The organism is Pelomonas sp. KK5 (assembly GCF_001984095.1).
In the GTDB taxonomy this organism is placed as follows: Bacteria; Pseudomonadota; Gammaproteobacteria; order Burkholderiales; family Burkholderiaceae_C; genus KK5.
In genome coordinates this window covers 1-18,476 of sequence record NZ_LYVQ01000013.1, presented here as the reverse complement: position 1 = coordinate 18,476, position 18,476 = coordinate 1, and the positions used below count along the sequence as shown (strand labels likewise).

Annotated in this window: 17 protein-coding genes; 8 read left to right on the top strand and 9 right to left on the bottom strand. The window is 65.8% G+C overall.

Features of this window, described 5'->3' with window-relative positions; genetic code table 11:
- Positions 1–107: 107 nt before the first annotated feature.
- Positions 108–932, bottom strand: coding sequence for an IclR family transcriptional regulator (locus B0W88_RS03160; RefSeq protein ID WP_083748538.1), 825 nt, complete (start codon positions 930–932; stop codon positions 108–110).
- 189 nt (positions 933–1,121) lie between these two features.
- Here B0W88_RS03160 and B0W88_RS03155 point away from each other — a divergent pair, with 189 nt between their 5' ends.
- From B0W88_RS03155 to B0W88_RS03145, 3 genes are read left to right on the top strand one after another with little or no spacing between them, the layout of a single operon-like run.
- Positions 1,122–1,343 (top strand): ferredoxin, encoded by a 222-nt coding sequence (locus tag B0W88_RS03155; protein WP_077033200.1) that lies wholly within the window; start codon positions 1,122–1,124, stop codon positions 1,341–1,343.
- Positions 1,344–1,345: 2 nt separating this feature from the next.
- The gene (locus tag B0W88_RS03150) at positions 1,346–2,107 is read left to right on the top strand and encodes an SDR family NAD(P)-dependent oxidoreductase (protein ID WP_077033199.1); all 762 of its coding nucleotides are present in this window, start codon (positions 1,346–1,348) and stop codon (positions 2,105–2,107) included.
- Positions 2,108–2,136: 29 nt separating this feature from the next.
- Positions 2,137–3,063 carry a VOC family protein gene (locus B0W88_RS03145; protein ID WP_077033198.1) on the top strand — a complete coding sequence of 309 codons (927 nt, stop codon included), beginning with the start codon at positions 2,137–2,139 and terminating at the stop codon, positions 3,061–3,063.
- Positions 3,064–3,083: 20 nt separating this feature from the next.
- Here B0W88_RS03145 and B0W88_RS03140 read toward each other — a convergent pair whose 3' ends face one another.
- Entirely contained in the window at positions 3,084–3,992 is a 909-nt protein-coding gene (locus B0W88_RS03140; protein ID WP_077033197.1) for a LysR family transcriptional regulator, read from the bottom strand.
- Between the two features lie 172 nt (positions 3,993–4,164).
- Between B0W88_RS03140 and B0W88_RS03135 the strand changes: the two genes are divergently transcribed.
- On the top strand, positions 4,165–5,040 hold the full coding sequence (locus tag B0W88_RS03135; RefSeq protein WP_077033196.1) for an SDR family oxidoreductase: 876 nt from the start codon (positions 4,165–4,167) through the stop codon (positions 5,038–5,040).
- Between the two features lie 39 nt (positions 5,041–5,079).
- Positions 5,080–5,481 (top strand): hypothetical protein, encoded by a 402-nt coding sequence (locus B0W88_RS03130; protein ID WP_077033195.1) that lies wholly within the window; start codon positions 5,080–5,082, stop codon positions 5,479–5,481.
- A gap of 29 nt (positions 5,482–5,510) precedes the next feature.
- Here the strand turns inward: B0W88_RS03130 and B0W88_RS03125 are convergent, their stop codons facing one another.
- From B0W88_RS03125 to B0W88_RS03110, 4 genes are all read right to left on the bottom strand, one after another.
- Positions 5,511–6,368, bottom strand: coding sequence for an SDR family oxidoreductase (locus B0W88_RS03125; RefSeq protein WP_077033194.1), 858 nt, complete (start codon positions 6,366–6,368; stop codon positions 5,511–5,513).
- A gap of 82 nt (positions 6,369–6,450) precedes the next feature.
- Positions 6,451–7,173, bottom strand: a complete 723-nt coding sequence (locus B0W88_RS03120; protein ID WP_077033193.1) for an SDR family oxidoreductase — start codon at positions 7,171–7,173, stop codon at positions 6,451–6,453.
- A 148-nt stretch (positions 7,174–7,321) separates the two neighbouring features.
- Positions 7,322–7,525 (bottom strand): hypothetical protein, encoded by a 204-nt coding sequence (locus B0W88_RS03115; protein ID WP_077033192.1) that lies wholly within the window; start codon positions 7,523–7,525, stop codon positions 7,322–7,324.
- A 155-nt stretch (positions 7,526–7,680) separates the two neighbouring features.
- Positions 7,681–11,169 (bottom strand): indolepyruvate ferredoxin oxidoreductase family protein, encoded by a 3,489-nt coding sequence (locus B0W88_RS03110; RefSeq protein ID WP_077033191.1) that lies wholly within the window; start codon positions 11,167–11,169, stop codon positions 7,681–7,683.
- A gap of 105 nt (positions 11,170–11,274) precedes the next feature.
- Between B0W88_RS03110 and B0W88_RS03105 the strand changes: the two genes are divergently transcribed.
- The gene (locus B0W88_RS03105; RefSeq protein ID WP_077033190.1) at positions 11,275–12,237 is read left to right on the top strand and encodes a LysR family transcriptional regulator; all 963 of its coding nucleotides are present in this window, start codon (positions 11,275–11,277) and stop codon (positions 12,235–12,237) included.
- Between the two features lie 10 nt (positions 12,238–12,247).
- Here the strand turns inward: B0W88_RS03105 and B0W88_RS03100 are convergent, their stop codons facing one another.
- Both B0W88_RS03100 and B0W88_RS03095 read right to left on the bottom strand, forming a co-directional pair.
- On the bottom strand, positions 12,248–13,297 hold the full coding sequence (locus B0W88_RS03100) for an NAD(P)-dependent alcohol dehydrogenase (RefSeq protein ID WP_369973842.1): 1,050 nt from the start codon (positions 13,295–13,297) through the stop codon (positions 12,248–12,250).
- Positions 13,298–14,114: 817 nt separating this feature from the next.
- Entirely contained in the window at positions 14,115–14,402 is a 288-nt protein-coding gene (locus tag B0W88_RS03095; RefSeq protein ID WP_077033189.1) for a hypothetical protein, read from the bottom strand.
- A 183-nt stretch (positions 14,403–14,585) separates the two neighbouring features.
- On the opposite strand from B0W88_RS03095, the gene B0W88_RS03090 reads away from it, so the two are divergent.
- Both B0W88_RS03090 and B0W88_RS03085 read left to right on the top strand, forming a co-directional pair.
- Complete coding sequence (locus B0W88_RS03090) at positions 14,586–14,864, top strand: hypothetical protein (protein ID WP_077033188.1); 279 nt, start codon at positions 14,586–14,588, stop codon at positions 14,862–14,864.
- A 533-nt stretch (positions 14,865–15,397) separates the two neighbouring features.
- Positions 15,398–17,191, top strand: a complete 1,794-nt coding sequence (locus tag B0W88_RS03085; protein WP_083748536.1) for a S1/P1 nuclease — start codon at positions 15,398–15,400, stop codon at positions 17,189–17,191.
- A 106-nt stretch (positions 17,192–17,297) separates the two neighbouring features.
- Here B0W88_RS03085 and B0W88_RS03080 read toward each other — a convergent pair whose 3' ends face one another.
- Entirely contained in the window at positions 17,298–17,681 is a 384-nt protein-coding gene (locus B0W88_RS03080) for a hypothetical protein (RefSeq protein ID WP_144006578.1), read from the bottom strand.
- Positions 17,682–18,476: the final 795 nt, after the last annotated feature.

The following is an 18,476-nucleotide window of genomic DNA, read 5'->3' as shown; positions in this document are numbered from 1 at the left end:
AGCGGACTGCGGCCGCGCTCGGTTCCGATGTGGAGCTGATGATAGGATTTAAATTGAACAGAATCAATGACTCTGTTCAGTAATTGAGTCCGGTCTGGTGTTTGTACCTAGAACAGCGTCTTGGTGAGCGCTGTACCGGCGGCGCGCAGCGCCTCGCCGATGGCGTCCACGCCAGCGTCGTCGTAGTGGCCGCGGATCATCACGGCGGACAGCGTGAACGCGATGGTGCCCGCCGGGTCGTAGACCGGGGCGGCGATGGCGAGGATGCCGTTGGAGAAGTAGCCGTCGTCCTGGGCCCAGCCGCGCTTCCTGGCCCTGTTCACTTCGCGCCAGTAGGTGTCGAAGGAAATCGGACGCGACCAGTGGATGCCCTCGAACTCCTTGCGGGTTTCTTCCTCGCTCCAGCCCAGTTGACCGATGAACAGGCGGCCGCTGGCGCCCATCAGCAGCGGCAGGCGCTGCCCTGGCGGCATGTCGATGCGCAGTGCGGCCGGGCTCACGACGGAGCTGACCAGCACGATGCGGTCGAGCCCCATACGGCGCCACAGCGTCATCGTGACCTGGTAGCGCGCCGCGAGGTCTTCCATCACCGGGCGGGCCAGTTCGATGCGCTGGCCCTGTGTCATCACCTGGTTGGCGAGCTTGGCCAAGCCCAGGCCGACGGTGTACATCTTGAACACCGGACTGAACTCGACCACCTCCTCCGCGACCAGCGTGCGCAGGATGTTGAAGCAGGTGCTGGGATTGATCTGCAGGTGGCGCGCGATATCGGCGGCGCGCTCGGGCGCTGCGGTCTGCGACAGGTAGCGCAGGATGCGGATCGCATTCGAGACCGGCTTGACCGTGACGCCGCTGGCGCTGGCGCCGCTGCTGCGGGCGCCGCTGTCGGCGTCTTCGTCCACTTCGTGTTCTTCGTTCGTCGCGCTGGGCATGGTGATGGAATGCGAGGATGAAGTGGTGCCGTGCGCGAGGCGTGGCCGGGGAGGGAGGTCATTTCATTCTAGATATGGAAAGGCATTCCGACATCCGAATAATCACCAATCGGCTCATCACTGATTTGGATACACAATCGGCATTAGTGTGCATAATTAGTCGCCAAGAGATCGACGACAGGAGACAAGATGAGTTCGTCCGACACCCCGAAATTCCGCGTCATCGCCGATCGCAGCCGCTGCTGCGGCTATGGCCTGTGCGCCCAGGTCTGCCCCACGGTCTACAAGCTGGATTCCGACGGGCTTGTCTATCTGGACAGTGACCTGGTGCCCGCCGGCCTGGAGGATGAAGCCAAGGAAGGCGCCGCGGCCTGTCCGGCCGAGGCACTGGTCGTCGAAGCCATCGCCTGACCATGGCCGGTCGCTTCGAAGGCAAGGTCGTCCTGCTGACCGGCAGCGGCGGCGGGCAGGGACGCGTCGCCGCGCTGCGCTTCGCGCGCGAGGGCGCCATCGTTGTCGGTTGCGATGTCAACGCCGACGGGCATGAGGGCACGCGCGCGCTGATGGCCGCCGAAGGCCTGGTGCTGCACGGCACGGCGCCGGTGGACCTGGGCGACCCCGAGCAGGCGCGCCTTTGGATTGAGAGCGCCGCGGAGCAGCACGGGCGCATCGACCTGCTCTACAACAATGCCTCGGCCGCCCGCTTCGGGCCGGTGGCCGAGCTGTCGATCGAGGATTGGCGCTACACGATGCGCAACGAGATCGACCTGGTCTTCTTCGCCACCAAGTACGCCTGGCCGCATCTTGCGAAGCAGCGGGGCGTGGTGCTGAACGTGTCGTCCGTCGCCGCCTGGGGCGGCTCCAAGGCGGCGGGCATCTCGGCCCACGCGGCGGCCAAAGGCGCGGTGGTTTCGTTCACCCGGCAGATCGCGATCGAGGGGGCCAAGGTCGGCATCCGGGCCGTCAGCATCAGCCCGGGCTTCATCGCCACGCCGGGGACGGAAGCCTTCATGCAGAACGCGGCCGCGCGTGCCGTCATCCTGGACGGCGTGCTGATGGACCGGCCCGGCGAATCCGACGAGGTCGTGTCCACCGCGCTCTTCCTGGCGTCCAGCGAGGCGTCCTTCATCACTGGCACCGACGTCGTCGTGGACGGCGGCCTGCTGGCCCATTGAACCAACGAATTACCTGAGCGGACTCGACCATGGACATCATCGGCCTCGGCTACCTCGGCTTCGAAGCGACACCCGCCACGCTGGATCAGTGGCGCAGCTATGGCCCGGAGGTGATGGGCTTCCAACTCGGCGCCGTGCCGGCCAACGATCCGGAGTCGCTGTACTTCAAGATCGACGATCGCCGCAACCGCTTCGCCTTCCACCCCGGCCGGATCGACCGCCTGGCGTACATCGGCTGGGAAGCGCGCGGGCGCATGGAGTTCATCGCCGCGGTGGAGAAGTTCCGCGCGGCGGGTGTTGATGTGACGGTCGGCGATGCGGCGCTGTGCGAGCAGCGCGGCGTCAAGGAGCTGATCCGCTTCAAGGACCCCGTCGGCTACCAGCACGAGCTGTACTACTCGCAGAAGTGGACGCCCAAGTCCTTCGTGCCGGGTCGCCCGCACGGCGGCTTCGTGGCGAACGCCCGCGGCATGGGGCATCTGGTCGTCATCACGCCCGAGTACCCGCCCGAGCTGGAGTCCTTCCTGATCGACCTGATGGGCTTCAAGTGGTACGGCTCGGGCGCAGGCAAGGGCAAGACCGGCTTTTTCCGCGCCAAGCTGAACGAAAACACCAGCCATGACATCGCCTACGGCTTCGGTGCCGGCAAGCGCGGCATCCAGCACGTGGGCCTGTTCGTGAAGTCGGTGCAGGACGTCGGCCAGACCTATGACATCGTCAAGAAGCGCAACCTGCCGATGATGATGACGCTGGGCCAGCACACGCAAGACCCGCACATGTCCTTCTATCACTTCAACCCCTCGGGCTTCGCCTTCGAGACCATCGTCGAGCTGGAGCCCTGGCATAACGACGGGTTCGAGTTGAATCCCGAGAAGATGAGCACGTGGGGGCATGAGCTGGTCGGGCCCATCCTCGGGCCCAGCGTGCGCAATATCGAGGAGTTGAAGGACTTCTGATCGGGGCGCCAGCCTCGGAGTCAGTCCTGCGTCAACGGGTCCTGCCGGGCATCGTCCTGGAAGTGGTGGCAGACGAAGTCGACGAAGGCGCGGACCTTGGGGCTCGCCAGCCGCTGTGAAGCGTGTAGCACCCATATCTCGGTGGGCGCCTGGGTCGACAAGCCCCAGCTCACGAGACGGCCCGAGGCCAGTGCGTCGACGGCAATCGTCCGCGGAATCAAGGCCGCGCCGGCACCGGCCAGCGCTGCGTCCCGTACTGACAGTGGAGACGCCAGCCGCATCACGGCCTGCGGGCGGAAGACATGTTCCCGCCCATCCTGCTCGTCGGCGACGCGCCAGGTTTCATCATCGGCAGCGCCGTGGCGTAGCACCGCGGGGAAAGAGTCGACCTGGCCGTCGGGCGCCAGCCCTGGACGCGGCAGCGAGGGCGGTGCCACGAGCACCAGGCGGTTGCGAAGAAAGCACCGACCGACCAGGTCGCTGTCCGGGCGAGGGTTGACCCGCACGACGGCGTCGATCTCATCGGCGATCAGGTCGACGAAGCGGTCGTCGGCCACGACATCCAGCAGGACGTCCGGATAGGCCTTCAGGAAGGCCGCCGCAAGCGAGCCCAGGCTCGTCTGCGCGAAGAGAAGGGGCACGCTGATCCGCAGTCGGCCGCTGGGCCGCCCGAGACCCGCCTTGACGTCCTTCAGCGCCTCCCTGATTTCGCCGATCCGCGATCCGGTGCGCTCGTGGAGGACCACGCCTTCGTCGGTCAGCCGCAGCGTGCGTGTGCCGCGCTCGATCAAGCGCACGCCCAGGCGCTCCTCGAGCTCGCGGACATGACGGGACAGGCTGGCCTTTGACTGGCCGCTGGCCCGGCTGGCGCGGCCGAAACCGCCGTGGATCGCGACAAGGTGGAAGTCGGCAAGTGCCAGCAAATCCATGATGTTCCATTTTTGAGACGACTGATCTCAATATTAGCGTCTGTGCATCACGGGTGGGACGACCTAACTTTCTGTCACGGGAGCACCACGCCAGTCGGCCCGCCGGGGACGACAGCAGAAGGCCCTTCAACTTGTCGCCCTGTGCGGCGCCATCCATTCAAGGAGTTTCACCATGTCCATCCTCGTCACCGGCAGTACCGGCCGTATCGGCAGCCACGTCGTCCAGCAACTCGCCGCCAGCGGTGCTGATGTGCGCGCCCTGACGCGCGCACCCGAAAAAGCGAACTTCCCCGCCGGCGTCGCGGCGGTGCGAGGCGACCTGCTCGACGCCCACGCGATGCGTCAGGCGCTGGACGGCGTGAAGACGCTGTTCCTTCTCGTGAGCAACGCGCCGGATGAACTCACTCAAGCGATCAACACGCTGGGACTCGCGCGACTGGCAGGTGTGCAGGGCATCGTCTACCTGTCAGTGACGCGTAGCTCCGTGTTCACCGACGTCTCGCACTTCACGGCCAAGCACGCGGTCGAACGCATGATCGAGCAGTTCGACCTTCCGGCCACGGTCCTGCGTCCGTCGTACTTCTTCCAGAACGATGCCACCCTGGAAGGCCCACTGACCCGGGCCGGGCTCTACGTGTCACCGGTGGGCAGCAAGGGGGTGTCGATGATCGATGTGCGCGACATCGCGGACGCCGCGGTGATCGAACTGCTGCGACGTGATCGTGCCTCGATGGCGCTGCCGCGCGTGAGCTATGAGCTGTCGGGGCCGGACGGTCTCACCGGCACCTCGCTTGCCGCCATCTGGGCCCAGGTACTGGGCCGCGAAGTGCACTATGCGGGCGATGATCTCGAGGCCTTTGAAGGAGCAGTCAGCGCGCGGGCGCCGGCTTGGCTGGCCTATGACCTGCGGGCCATGATGCATCGCTACCAGGCTGACGGCGCTGTTGGGACGCCGGCTGACCTCGACCGCCTGACGACGCTTCTCGGCCGACCGCCGCGCACGTATCTCGACTTTGCACGGGAGACTGCCGCGGCCTGGAAGGCCTGATCCTCAGTCCGTCACATCCCCCACCACCAGGAGATTCTCATGACCACCATCCATCAAGCGCCGCGCGTGCTGTTCATCGGCCAGCAGCCGGAGACCGTCGACTTCTCCGACCCCGCATTACCAGCTGGATTCGACGCCGCGAAGATCCACGCCGGCATCGCAATCGGCATGCAGCAGATGAGCGACCGCGGATGGGCTGCCGAGCTCTGTCTGGCTCAACCCGACGCGTCGGCGTCGGAGGCGGTCGCGCAGAAGCTGGCAGGCGCGAGCTACGACTGCGTCGTGATCGGCGGCGGCATCCGCATTCCGCCGAAGAGCCTGCTGCTGTTCGAGCAGCTGATTAACGCGGTCCATGCGGCGGCGCCATCGACGCGCCTCGCCTTCAACACCACGCCGCAGGACACGGCGGATGCTGCTGCGAGATGGCTCTGGGTTCGCTGAGGACGGGGCGCTGAAGCTGGTTCCTTCGGTCAACGCTGCGTGCTGCTGGCGTTGACGCGCTCCTGCATCGCTGCGTTGAACTCCCGCTTCAGCGTCGGGTAGTAGGCGATCTGTCCCTGCATGCCGCCGGCGATGTCGATGGACGCGCCGCTGATGAAGCTGGCCCGGTCGCTCGCCAGCAGCAGCACCATGCCGGTGATGTCTTCGGGCCTGCCATAACGTCCCGCGGGCACGACCTTCAGCACCATCTCGTCGAACTCCTCGCGCGTGCAACTGCCGGCCGGCATTTCTTTGAAATGTCGGTTCCACTGGCCGGTGTCGATCCAACCCATGTTGAGCGTGTTCACCAGGATGCCGTCCTTGGGCAGGGACATGCCCAGCGTCTTGGACAGGGCGATGCAGGATGCGCGGTTGATTACCGAGGGGATGCCGTCCGGCGTCGGGATCGCGCCAGCCAAGGCGTTGATTTCGATGATGCGGCCCCAGCGCTGCTGGCGCATGTGCGGCACGACGGCCTGGATGAAGCGGAAGTGCCCCATCTGCAGCACATTGGCATGCTCCAGGATCTGCTCGGGCGTCAGCGTATCGAGGTTGCCGCCGCGGCCCTGGCCGGCGTTGTTTACCAGCACGTCCACACCGCCCCAGGCGCTCGCCACTTCGTCCACGAAGGCCTTGACCGCGGCGGTGTCGGTCACGTCTACCGCGCGTGCAATCACCGCCTGGGCGGAGGTCGCCAGTTCGTCGCCGACGTCCCGCACATCGGCCTCGGTACGGGCACAGATGGCGACCCGCGCCCCTTCTTGCGCGAAGGCCGTGGCGATGGCGCGGCCGATGCCGCGTGACGCGCCAGTGATGATGACGCGCTTGTTGCTCAGGTCGATGTTCATGGAGGAAGTCTTTCGCAGGCCGTCTGGCGCTGTTCTCGATTAGTTAAACACACCAGCGATGTACGTTCAGGTCATTGGAAAATCAAACGGATTCCGACGCCGACACCACCAGCATTCGTGCGACATTGGCTCGATCCGGCTGTTCGAGCATGAAGCGCACGGCCGCGGCGATATCGGCCGGGTCCAGCGCCGGCGTGCCATCGGCGCCGACCTTCGCGCCTCGGGCGCGCAGCTTGTCGAAGATCTCGGTCTCCGTGGTGCCGGGCGCGACGGTGCCGACCCTCACCCCTGTGCCGTTCAGCTCCACCCGCAACGCGGAGGTAAACACTTCCAGCGCATGCTTGAGCCCGCTGTAGACGCCGACGGACGAGGAACTGATGTAGGCCGCCACGCTCGACACGTTGATGATCGCGCCATGGCCCTGTGCCTTGAAATGTCGGGCCAGTACGTAGGAGCCCCGCACGACCGCATCGAAGTTCACGCGCATCATTTGCGACAGCTCGTCCAGGTCCGCGGTGTCGATGCGGGCCGCGACGAAGATGCCGGCGTTGTTGATCAGGATGTCGGCCCGGCCGAAGGACTTGAGGGCCAGGCCAAGCAGGGCGGCCGGTGTGTCGGGCGCCTCGATGGCAGCGGCGAGTGTGACGCTGGGCGAGGGCAGGGATGCGGCGAGCGCAGCGAGGCGTTCTTCGCGCCGTGCCGTCAGCACCAGCCGCACGCCGAGCGTGCTCAGTTCGCGCGCTATCGCCTCACCAATGCCCGATGAGGCGCCCGTGACGATGGCGACGGTGTCCCGGAGTTCCATGTTTTGAGAGCCCTTTTTGAAAGGCTCGCCATGAGGACGCCGTGCTTGTCGCCAGCACCGGCTTCTTGGCAAGCCGATGCTGCCTGAGACAAATTCGTGCAGTTTGTCCGTGGCGCGGGTAGTTGCCGCCGACGGTGAAAGACGATGTTCAGTGGTGTACGGCCGCCAGCAGCACGTCCCACGACGCCGCATGCGCGCCAGCCGGCACGGCCTGCCCCGGCGCGTGTTGCGCCGACAGGGGCGAGCCCTGCGGGGTCCCGCTCTGCTGGGATGGGTCCAAGTCCGAGTTCAGCGCCACGCCCACGGGTGCCAACCCGAAGCAGAGCGTCTTGATGAGGAATGCTGCCTTCATCTTTGTCTCCTTCAGCGAATCGGATCCCTGGCACCAGTCGTCGCCAATGCTCGAACCCTGAGATGGAGTCTACGTGTTAAATATGAACACAATTACCATGTTTGTACCTATATCGATTGAATCAGTCCGATATTTCGGCCTTCATGAATCAGGGGTCAGGCCGCCTGCAGCTCCTTGCGGTGGGACGCCCACCGGCGCATCAGTTCGGCCTGCTTGAGCGTCGCCGCCCTCGCATTGCGCTCCCTGACATGGCCGAAGCCCTTCACGGTTTGCGGCAGCCGCGCCAGTTCCATGGCGAGGGGCATGCGCTCGTCGTCCAGTTCGATGGCGATGCCGCAGACCAGCGACTCGAAGTCGCGAATGGCCTGGCGTTCATCTCGCCGCTCGGCCGTGTAGCCGAAGGGGTCGAAGGGCGTGCCGCGCAGGCCTTTGAGCCTGGCCAGCGCCTTGAAGACGACGGCGACCCCGGGACCGTAGGCCTTCTTGACCAGGTGACCCCGTTCATCCTTGCGCGCCAGCAGCGGTGGCGCCAGGTGGAAGCGCAGGCTCAGCTTGCCGTCGAACTGCTCCTTGATGCGCTCGAAAAAGCCGGTCTCGACGTGTAGCCTCGCCACCTCGTACTCGTCCTTGTAGGCCATCAGCTTGTAGAGGCTGACTGCCACTTCGCGGGCGAAGCGGTCGCCGCCAGTACAACTTTGCTCCAGGCGCGCGATCTCGGAGACGAAACGCCGATAACGATGGGCATAGGCGGCGTCCTGGTAGGCGCTCAGCCGCTCGCCGCGGTCGCTCAGCAGGTGGGCCAGGCTGGGTAGCCGGTTCGGTAGCAGCATGACCGATTCCGCGGGGCGAATCCCGGCCGCCACGCGAACGGCCTCCAGATCCAGCGCGGCTTGGCGGCCCCATGCGAAGGCGCCCTGGTTCATCGCGACGGCCGTGCCGTTCAACTCGATTGCCTGGGTCAGCGACTCGCGCTGCAGCGGGATCCAGCCCTTCTGCCAGGCGTAGCCCAGCATGAACATATTGCTCGCGACGGCGTCGCCGAGCAGGGCGGTGGCCAGCCGCGTGGCGTCGACGGCCGCCAGCTCCATCACCGCGCCGCGCACCCGCTCCAGCAGCCCCTCCGGCGATGCCTGCCAGTCGGGATTGCGGGTGAAGGCGCCGGTCGGCGCCACGTCGGTATTCATCAGCGCGCGGGTCCGCTGGTTGGACAGCGTGGCCAGGGGATCGGTGCCGGCGCTGGTCATCAGGTCGCAGCCCAGGATCAGGTCTGCCTGGGCGCGCGGCACGCGGGTGGCGTGCAGTTCCTCCGGCGTGGCGGCCAGGCGCACATGTGATTGCACCGCGCCGCCCTTCTGGGCCAGGCCTGCCATGTCGAGCACGCGGACGCCCTTGCCCTCGATGTGCGCCGCCATACCGAGGATGGCACCGATGGTCACGACGCCCGTGCCGCCCACGCCGGCCACGAGGATGTTGCAGGGCTGCGCGAGGCCAGGCAGTGCAGGCTCAGGCAGGTTCTCCGGCAACTTGATCTTGCTGCGATCGGGCTTGCGCAGCTCGGCGCCTTGCACCGTGACGAAGCTGGGGCAGAAGCCGTTCACGCAGGAGCTGTCCTTGTTGCAGGAGCTCTGGTCGATCACGCGCTTGCGGCCCAGCTCAGTCTCCAGCGGCAGGATCGAGACGCAGTTGGACTGGACGCCGCAGTCGCCGCACCCCTCGCAGACGGCTTCGTTGATGACCACGCGTCGGGCCGGGTCCGCCAGCTTCTTCGCCTTGCGGCGCCGGCGCTTTTCGGTGGCGCAGGTCTGCACGTAGACGATGGCGGAGACGCCCTTGACTTCGCGCAACTGCCGTTGCAGCGCGTCCATGTTGTCGCGGTGGGCGATGTGACTTCCTGGAGGCAACTCGTGGAGGCTGAAGTTCTCCGGTTCATCGCTGACCAGATGCAACTCGCGCACGCCTTCCGCGGCCAGCTGATGCATCAGCTGCGGCACGGAAGGCGCGCCCTCCACCGGCTGGCCGCCGGTCATTGCGACCGCGTCGTTGACCAGCAGCTTGTAGGTGATGTTGACTTTGGCCGCGACCGCTGCCCGGATCGCCAGCGAGCCGGAGTGCATGTAGGTGCCGTCGCCCAGGTTGGCGAAGACATGGGGCGTGTCCGTGAACGGCGCGGTGCCGATCCAGGTAGCGCCTTCGCCGCCCATCTGGGAGAAGGTCTCGGTCCGGCGGTCCATGCCCTGCACGAGGTAGTGGCAGCCGATGCCGGCCAGCGCCCGCGAGCCTTCGGGCACGCGCGTGCTGGTGTTGTGGGGGCAACCGGAGCAGAAGTAGGGCACCCGCTGTGGCAGGTTCGGATCGGCCGGCAGGCTCAGGCGCATGGCAGCGCAGCCCTCGCCGAGCCAGGCGATGACGCCCGCGGGCAGGGCACTGCGGCCGAGCACGCGCTCGAGGCGACGCGCGATCGCATCGGCGATCACCGCAGGGTTCAATTCGCCGTTCGGCGACAGCAGGATGTGCTGGCTGGGCACTTTCACCCACTCGCCGGCGTCGTCGTACTTGCCGACGACGCGGGGGCGATCCGGCTCGTTGTAGAGATGCTCCTTGATCTGGTACTCCAGCACCTGGCGCTTTTCCTCGACGACAAGGATCTCCTCCAGGCCCTGCGCGAACTCGACCACGCACTGGGGTTCCAATGGCCAGACCACGCCCACCTTCAGCAGCCTCAGGCCCAGCGTCGCCGCGTCATCCTCATTCAGCGCGAGCAGCTTCAGCGCCTCGCGCACGTCCAGGTAGCTTTTGCCCGCCGTGACGATGCCCAGGCGGGCCTGCGGCGCCGACCAGTCCTGCCGATTCAGCCGGTTGACGCGGACGTATTCCAGCAGCGCGTACAGGCGCTCGCGTTGCAGCCTGTTCTCCTGCACCAGCGGCGGATCGGGCCAGCGGATCGAGAAGCCATCCGGCGGGATCGGGTAGCTGTCGGGGATCTGGATGTCGATGGCCAGCGGGTCGATTTCCAGCGAGCCGGAGGACTCCACCGTGTCGCTGACGACCTTGTAGCCGACCCAGCAGCCCGAGTAGCGGGACATCGCATAGCCGTGCAGCCCGAACTCGATGAAGTCCTTGAGATCGGCCGGCGCGAGCACCGGAATCATCGAGGCGATCAAGGCATGTTCGCTCTGATGCGGCAGCGACGAGGACTTGCACGAGTGGTCGTCACCGGCCACCAGCAGCACGCCGCCTTTGGGCGCGCAGCCGGCGATGTTGCCGTGCTTGAAGACGTCGCCACAGCGGTCCACGCCCGGGCCCTTGCCGTACCAGAGCGAGAACACGCCATCCACCCGCGCCTTCGGATCGAGGGCGAGCATTTGCGTGCCCCAGATGGCCGTGGCCGCCAGCTCCTCGTTGAGGCCCGGCTCGAAGCGAATCTTGCGTTCGGTGAGGCGTGCCTTGTTCTTCCATAGCTCCAGGTCCAGCCCGCCCAGCGGTGAGCCGCGGTAGCCGGAGACGAAGCCTTCGGTGTTCAGGCCCGCGGCTTCATCGCGGGCCTTCTGGGCCAGCAGCATGCGGACCAGCGCCTGCGTTCCGGTCATGAAGACGCGACCGGCTGGGAGGTCGTACTTGTCGCTCAGGCGAACGGAATGGCTCATGGGTGCTGGGTGTCGTCGAGACGAATGCAAACAGAATTCGGCAGTGTGTTCACAAGCTGTGCCATAGTCGAATTCAATTTCCTGCCTCGAACATTGATATTTCCAATGTCAAAGACACTCGCGCCCGCCGAGGCCCGTTCCCTACCGCGCTTCACCTTCCGACAGCTCCATTACTTTGCTGCTGCGGCCCGCTGCGAGCAGATCTCGGTGGCGGCGGCGGAGGTCGGCGTCTCGCAGTCTGCGATGACCCTGGCGATCGCGGAGCTGGAGCGGTCGGTGGGCGCCATGCTTTTCGAGCGTGGCCGGCATGGCGTGACCCTGACCTTCGAAGGGCAGGCATTTCTTCAGCAGGCGGAAGGGCTGCTGCAGGCCGCCCAGGAGGCGTCTCGGCTGCCCTTCCATCGTCCTGCGGAGCTCAGTGGCCGGCTGGAACTGGCGGCCACGTACACGGTGCAGGGCTACTTCCTGATGCCGATGGTTGCCCGGTTTCGCAAGCTGTTTCCGAATGTCGAGGTGGTCCCGATCGAGCTGCCTCGACCGGAGATCGAGGGCCGGCTTCGCGACGGGTCGCTGGAGCTGGCCGTGGTGCTGCTGTCGAACCTGGAGTCGCGGACGGGCTTTGCCACGCGGTTGCTGGCCAGTTCGCGCCGCCAGGTCTGGGTTTCGCACAACCATCCGCTGGCCGGACGCAGCGTGGTGAACTGGTCTGACCTTGCGCCCTATCCGTACATCGTGCCGATGATGGACGAGGCCGACCGCAACTCGCGGCGGTACTGGCAGCAGGCCGGTATGGATCCTGCGTCCTGGATACGGACCTCGTCCATGGAGGCCCTGCGCGAGATGGTTGCGTTGGGCCTTGGCGTGACGATCCTGTCCGACATGGTCTTCCGCACCTGGTCGCTGGACGGCCGGCGTATCCAGTCCCTCCCGCTCGACCAGCACCTGCCCGTCATGGAGATCGGGCTGGCCTGGCGCAAGAAGCCCCATCTCTCTCCGTGCGCCGCTGCGTTCCGGGAGTTCCTGGGGCGGGCCGCCCCGCAGGCGCCGGACATGGAGGAGCTCAGCTGACCTCGCTGCCCTACGCAGCGAGGGTCGACATGTCGATCACGAAGCGGTACCTGACGTCATTGGCCTGCATGCGGGCCCAGGCGGTGTTGATGTCCTGCATCGCGATCACCTCGCAATTCGGCAGGACCTGGTGCTCTGCACAGAAGTTCAGCATTTCCTGCGTAGCGGCCAGTCCTCCGATGGCCGAACCCACCAGCGACCGGTGATTGCGCAGCAGCATGCCTGCGTGAATTGGGGCCAGGACCTCGATGGCGCCGACCACGACGATCTTGCCGTTGCGCGCTACGAGGCCGACATAGGGGCCCACGTCATGGGTGACGGGGATGGTGTCGATGATGAGATCGAACCGGCTGGCCGCCGCCGTCATGGCTTCGGGGTCGGTGGACAACAGGACATGGTGCGCGCCGAGTGCCTTCGCGTCCTCGCCTTTAGACGGAGAAGTGGTGATCATCGTCACCTCGGCACCCAGCGCGGAGGCCAACTTGACACCCATGTGGCCGAGCCCGCCCAAGCCGACGATGGCCACCCGCTTGCCAGGCCCGGCATCGAACCGTCGCAACGGGCTCCAGAGCGTGATACCGGCGCACAGCAGCGGCGCGGCGTGGCGGAGATCCAGCGAGGAGGGCATGCTGAGGACGAAGTGCTCGCGCACCACGATGCGTTGCGAATAGCCGCCGGCCGTCGGCTTCCCTGTGTCGCGTTCCCGGCTGTTGTAGGTGCCGACCGCGCCGTTCTCGCAATGTTGCTCTTCATGGTCGGCGCAGGCCGCGCACCGGAGACAGCTGTCGACCATGCAGCCGACCGCCACGGCGTCGCCGACCGCATGGCTGGTGACGGCCGACCCGACAGCCGTCACGTGCCCGACGATCTCGTGTCCCGGCACCATCGGATAGATGCTGGTCTTCCAGTCGTTGTGAGCCATGTGAGCATCGGAATGGCACACACCGCAATAGGCGATGGCGATCTCGACGTCATCGGGCCTAAGTTCGCGACGCTGGATCAGCATCCGCGTCAGGGGGACGTTGTCGGCGGTTACGCCATAGGCAAGGGTTGCAGACAAGCGGAGTCTCCTTGGACTGTTGGAAGCGCGAAGGCCTGTAGGGATAGGGTGCAGGACTGGCACGTGCTGGTGCTGGTGCCGTAATCCCTCGTTTGGCGTGGGCTGGAGGATATTAAAAGATAAACATAATTGCAAAATGTGTTCATTTAAGTTTTGCGGCGCGTGTAGAGACGCGGCAAGCCTTTTGACGTACGCAGGTTCAATCGCGTCTGCTCGGACCTGAGGGCGGGCGCATGCCTCTTGGGGGGCAAAGCCAAACCCTCGGCGTATGCGCAGACGACTCGTCGAGCTGGACTCCCATTCGAGCAACAATCTCAAAAGCTCGATCGAAGCTCAGGGATCCGGCCATTACCATTTGGACGGCCTGGCGCGTGGGTCAGATCTGCATCCGAAGCGCCGGTGAGGGGTCCACCGGGCGAGAACCGCGCAGGAGTTCCGCCAAGCCAATCCTGGCATCAATGACGGAGCAGGCGCGGCGTGCCTTCCGACTGCAGGGCCGCGCTTCTGCTGCAATCTGCAGATGGCGCCAGGGCCCCGCGACGCGACTTAGGCATTCATAGGAAAAAACCTGGTTCGCACCAGGCACTCCGCGCGTGATGTGGAAGCTTTCCGTTGGCCCTCGCCATCAACCATGACCTCATCGAAGCCGAGCCTCTTTGACCGCAGGATGCCCTTGACGGTGTCGAGTTGCGGAGACGCAGATTAGGAATAGACGACGATCTTGAACTGGACGGATGCAGCCCTGGTGGGGCGCTTCAGAGCTTTTCCCGGCCGCGGGCGAAGTCGCACCATCGATCGAAATGGCGACTTGCAGTACTTAATGCGAGGTCCGACCCACCAGGTGGGCCCACCGAAGCAGTTCTTCATCGGAGGCCGCATGCGCGCGCGTCGACGCAGCGCCGGGATGCTTGCGGATCAGCTGCAGCAGCGCCGTTTCGTCGAGGGAGTCGATATAACTTGCAAGCTGGCGCTCGGAGGGGATGAAGCCACGGTTGGACAAGCTGAAGGCGTGCGTGACGATCGCCTCGATCACGCCGGCCATCTGCTTGTCGACGAAGCGCTGGTTCGATTGCGCTTCGCGGCTGAGGGTGGTGGTGTCGTTCATGTACTGCCTGTGATCTGAAAGCCGGGCCGGCGGAGCCGCCCTATTGGCGTCGATCATGGCATGACAGCACCTGCTCGGCTTCCCCAGATCGGAGGGAGGCGCAATCCCTTGCATCAAATACTGTATGAATATACAGTAGTGAAAAGCCGCGCTTGATGCGGCATTCTGGACAAGGAGCGAGCCATGGTGGTGGATCTGAATGACCCGGAAAGCATCCTTCGTTGGTGGAAGGTCTGGCCCGCGCGACACGATGGGTATCTCGATTTCGAGATGCAGACCCAGCCGCAGTTCGCACCGGCCATCCGGGAGGTCCAGCGGCGTATCGCGTCCGATTCGGCCTTGAGTGCGATGCTTTCAGCGGGGATTCGGGAACAGCGCGAGCAGTTGGCCCAGCGCTCGCGTGGCAACGCCGAGTTGCGGGCCTATCAGATCAGGCACCGCGAGTTCTCGCTCGCAGCCTGACCTTCAGCAGGCCGTTCAACCGGCCGGCGTGCGTCCTTTTCGTCGAACGATTGCAGTTGCTGGTCGCTTTCCCGCCGATCCAGCTTTGGGCTTGGCCACCTGGGTGGCGAAGCCCCTTTTTGCGTCGAAGGTTCCGCGATTGCGAGGCGGACCTTGAAAGCCGGGAAAAAGAACGCCCTCGCGGCACCGGGTGCAGGAGGGCGGAGTGCACCGTTGATTGGGCGGCGCAGGAGACAGTTCTCATTGTTGGGGCGCAAGCGGTCAGAAACAAGGCAGATCGTCAGCCCAGCAGCAGATCCGAGAAATCGACCACGAAATCTCTGCTGCGGCCCGGTCGAACGCTCTTCGCAGCCGCCAATGCCAGTGGCCTCGCTCGTTGCTTTGCGGTGTCTTACGCACACCAGCATGACAGCCGTGCGGAAAACCGCTTCCTGCCGACTCCTGATCTTTGACGATGCGACGGTGCCGGCGCAAGGCTATAACCCGGCGGCGCCTGCGGGTTTGCTGGCGCTTTCGACCATGAGGAGAGAAAGATGACGATCCGCGGACTTCGTTCTGCCGCCCACGGGGCGATGTCCCTGGTCGCTGTCGTGCTTTCACTGGCGACGCCGACGGCCGCGTTCGCCTATGGGGCCGACGGGCACCGATCGATTGGCGCCATCGCGGACACCCTGCTGAAGGACACGCCGACCGGCGCGAAGGTGAACCAGTTGCTGGGCGGCCTGACCTTGAGCCAGGTCGCGGTCTGGGCCGATTGCGCCAAGAACACCAAGCCGGATGGAAGCGGCAAGCTGGTGTACAGCGGCACGGCAGGGTGCAAGGACTTCGACGGGCCGGAATGGAAGCCGCGGTTCGAGAATTTCGTGACGAGCAACTGGGTGCAGTGCGGGCCGCCGCACGGCGGCGAGTACTGCCACCATCAGTACCACTATGCCGATGTGTCGACGCTGCGCTCGCGCTACTCGGAAAGCTATGTCGGGACCAACACGCACGACATCGTGCATTCGATCAATGCAGCGATCGCCATGCTGCAGGACCGTGCGGTCCCGCCGCCTTTCAGGTTCGCGGACAAGCGAGAGGCGCTGATGCTGCTGGCGCACTACATCGGCGACATCCACCAACCGCTGCACGTCGAAGCCCTGTACCTGGACGCGACCGGCACCCTCGTGGACCCGGATGCGACCGGTTACCGTGCGGACAACGACACCGAGGGCGGCAACTCGGTGTTCGACAAGAGCCAGCGTTTCCACGGCGAATGGGACGACGTGCCGGCGGCGCTGAAGGCCACGGGGGCGCATTTCGCGTCCATGGTCGGCAAGGCGAAAGCATTGCCGATCGCTGCAGGCGATGTCTACTCGTGGTCAGCCGCCTGGGCAAGCGAGGTGATCCAGGCCGGCAAGCCGGCATTCGCCTCGCTGACCTTCGCGCCCAAGCTGCCGGCCACGGATCCACCGCAATGGCTGCTGTCGGGCGAGGACGATGCCTACCGCGCCCAGGCGGCGCTGATCAAAGAGGACCTGATCGCGAAGGCCGGCGCGCGGCTGGCCCAGGTCCTGACCCTCGCGCTGGCGGACAACCCGCCTGTGTGCGCAGACGGTGGCGAGCCGCAGGTCGCTGCTTATGCCAACGGCGTCGTGCTGCCGGACATCGCGGCCTGGCTTCCCGAGGTACCCCGGCCGAATTCCGTCTCCGATCGGCATGACAGTGAGGTCTTCTGGCGCGCGCGGGACTTCGTGGCCGCCGATGCGGCGGGCCATGTGAGTCCGCGTGGCAAGAGCGCGGCGGAGGACGACATCTTCGATGCCGAAGCGGTGCTTTGCAGGTTCGGGAGCGTCATCGGCGCGTCGCTGACGATGGCCAATGCGCCCGATCTGGTTCGTCTGATCGCCAGGGCAAAGAAGAATGCCGGGGCCTTTGTCGGCCCGATCAAGTTGTCGGTCAGCAAGGGCGGTCGGGTGCGGCCGTTCGTCCTGCACCCGGAGGCGCCGTCCTGCCTGGCGCCGGTCGACTGGACCGGCCACAAGGACAGCGATCTGGGGCAGTTCGGTCTGGCAGGTTCGGGTTCGTATCCATCGACCCATGCGCTGGTGGGCATGTTCGTGGGCTTGGTGCTCGCCGAACTGGAGCCGGAGCGGGGCGCTGTGCTGATCGGCCGGGGCCTGGAGTTCGGCGAGAGCCGCATCGTCTGCGGCTTCCACTATGCCTCGGATGTCGAAGCGGGCCGCCTGGCCGGCGCCGCACTGTTGTCGGCGTTGCGCAATGACAGCGATTTCCGCGGCGACCTCGAGAAGGCGAGGGCACAGGTCAGGGCCGCCCTGTCGCAGTGATCGGTAGTGATTGGCAGGACCGGCAGTGACCGCGACGGCTGCGCTCGCTGCCTTGACTTCTTAGCCCGCCTCGACTCCTTTTGGCTCTCCTGTTGTCGGGTCCTTGCTAGTCCTCGGCATCGCTCGGGGCTGGCTTCGGTCGGGCGGTGATCCTGTCGCTGGGCACGACGATGTGCCGACGCTTCTTGATTGTCACGATGGGCCGGACGCGATCGCTGTCGTCGGTGGCAGAGCGCGCGGCGAGGTGCGGTATGGCAGCGCCGGCGCGTCGCAAGGCCAGGGCGATCTGGCTTGGGTTCAATGCGGTGATCACGTCACCGTTGACCTGCACATAGGCGCCGGTGGGAAGTCGGCAGAGCGCGCCCATCTGCAGGCCGCGCTTGACGATCCCGTGAGCTTCCATGTCCTGGCGTGAGTAGGTGAATCGCGTCCAGCCAGGTCCCAGGATGACGGCCAGCTTGGCCGCGGGTCGTTGCTTCGGTTTGGGCATCGTGCAGCGGCAAGGCACCGGCCTTGCTCTGGGCCATGCTAGTCCGGCAGGGAGCGGCTGGCTTCCCCGCTGTTCGGGGGAGCAGAGGCTGAGCGTTTGTGGCAACGATGACCCAGCTTGTACGTACGCCGGAGCGGGCGGGGTGGCCGTCATGGCTGCGAGATGCGCCCTTTGGAGTTGAGGACGAATGGGCGAGGCGAAGCACACACTGCCCTGCCTTTCCTTCAACGACGAGCCCGATGGTTTCGAAGGGGCGTTCGATGGGCGAATCGGCCCCTTGGACGGGGCCGACCGGGCACTTTCGGTGTCGCGCGGCTCCTCCCCAGCGGGGACTGCTGCGCAGCCCTGTCGATCCCTTTCGCGCAGCGCCTGCGTGGCACGGGTGGGCCGGTAGCAGAGGCTGGCTCGGGTTCAGGGATTTGCCTGGCGCCGAGCTGTATTGCTGAGGCGATGGGGATCCGTGGTGTGCTCGCGGCGGCTCGACCATCGTGCCAGCCGCTGCGCTTGCCTGTCACGCCGGCCGCGGAGCCGCCGCCGCTCGTGAACGTGCGTCGCCTTTCGCTGCAGGGGCTGCGCCAGGCGGGCTGGCACAGGCCCTGCGAACGCTCGGGCGCCGTGGCGGGCAGCCAGCGCGCCGGGCCGTCCCACCGGCTCCCCCCAGCAAGCCCTGATCCTCTTGTGAGGGGACTTGCTGGGGGGATCTGAATACGGTGGGCCGGGAAGCCGGCGCACTGCATCGGCTGCTGGGAACCCCACCCATCCCCAACCCCTTCCCGTGAGGGAAGGGGCCATGCC

What these genes read in the sequence shown, in the direction of transcription:
- B0W88_RS03160 (WP_083748538.1), bottom strand. Translation starts at nt 932, where the DNA reads ATGCCCAGCGCGACGAACGAAGAACACGAAGTGGACGAAGACGCCGAC.
- B0W88_RS03155 (WP_077033200.1), top strand. Translation starts at nt 1,122, where the DNA reads ATGAGTTCGTCCGACACCCCGAAATTCCGCGTCATCGCCGATCGCAGC.
- B0W88_RS03150 (WP_077033199.1), top strand. Translation starts at nt 1,346, where the DNA reads ATGGCCGGTCGCTTCGAAGGCAAGGTCGTCCTGCTGACCGGCAGCGGC.
- B0W88_RS03145 (WP_077033198.1), top strand. Translation starts at nt 2,137, where the DNA reads ATGGACATCATCGGCCTCGGCTACCTCGGCTTCGAAGCGACACCCGCC.
- B0W88_RS03140 (WP_077033197.1), bottom strand. Translation starts at nt 3,992, where the DNA reads ATGGATTTGCTGGCACTTGCCGACTTCCACCTTGTCGCGATCCACGGC.
- B0W88_RS03135 (WP_077033196.1), top strand. Translation starts at nt 4,165, where the DNA reads ATGTCCATCCTCGTCACCGGCAGTACCGGCCGTATCGGCAGCCACGTC.
- B0W88_RS03130 (WP_077033195.1), top strand. Translation starts at nt 5,080, where the DNA reads ATGACCACCATCCATCAAGCGCCGCGCGTGCTGTTCATCGGCCAGCAG.
- B0W88_RS03125 (WP_077033194.1), bottom strand. Translation starts at nt 6,368, where the DNA reads ATGAACATCGACCTGAGCAACAAGCGCGTCATCATCACTGGCGCGTCA.
- B0W88_RS03120 (WP_077033193.1), bottom strand. Translation starts at nt 7,173, where the DNA reads ATGGAACTCCGGGACACCGTCGCCATCGTCACGGGCGCCTCATCGGGC.
- B0W88_RS03115 (WP_077033192.1), bottom strand. Translation starts at nt 7,525, where the DNA reads ATGAAGGCAGCATTCCTCATCAAGACGCTCTGCTTCGGGTTGGCACCC.
- B0W88_RS03110 (WP_077033191.1), bottom strand. Translation starts at nt 11,169, where the DNA reads ATGAGCCATTCCGTTCGCCTGAGCGACAAGTACGACCTCCCAGCCGGT.
- B0W88_RS03105 (WP_077033190.1), top strand. Translation starts at nt 11,275, where the DNA reads ATGTCAAAGACACTCGCGCCCGCCGAGGCCCGTTCCCTACCGCGCTTC.
- B0W88_RS03095 (WP_077033189.1), bottom strand. Translation starts at nt 14,402, where the DNA reads ATGAACGACACCACCACCCTCAGCCGCGAAGCGCAATCGAACCAGCGC.
- B0W88_RS03090 (WP_077033188.1), top strand. Translation starts at nt 14,586, where the DNA reads ATGGTGGTGGATCTGAATGACCCGGAAAGCATCCTTCGTTGGTGGAAG.
- B0W88_RS03085 (WP_083748536.1), top strand. Translation starts at nt 15,398, where the DNA reads ATGACGATCCGCGGACTTCGTTCTGCCGCCCACGGGGCGATGTCCCTG.
- B0W88_RS03080 (WP_144006578.1), bottom strand. Translation starts at nt 17,681, where the DNA reads ATGCCCAAACCGAAGCAACGACCCGCGGCCAAGCTGGCCGTCATCCTG.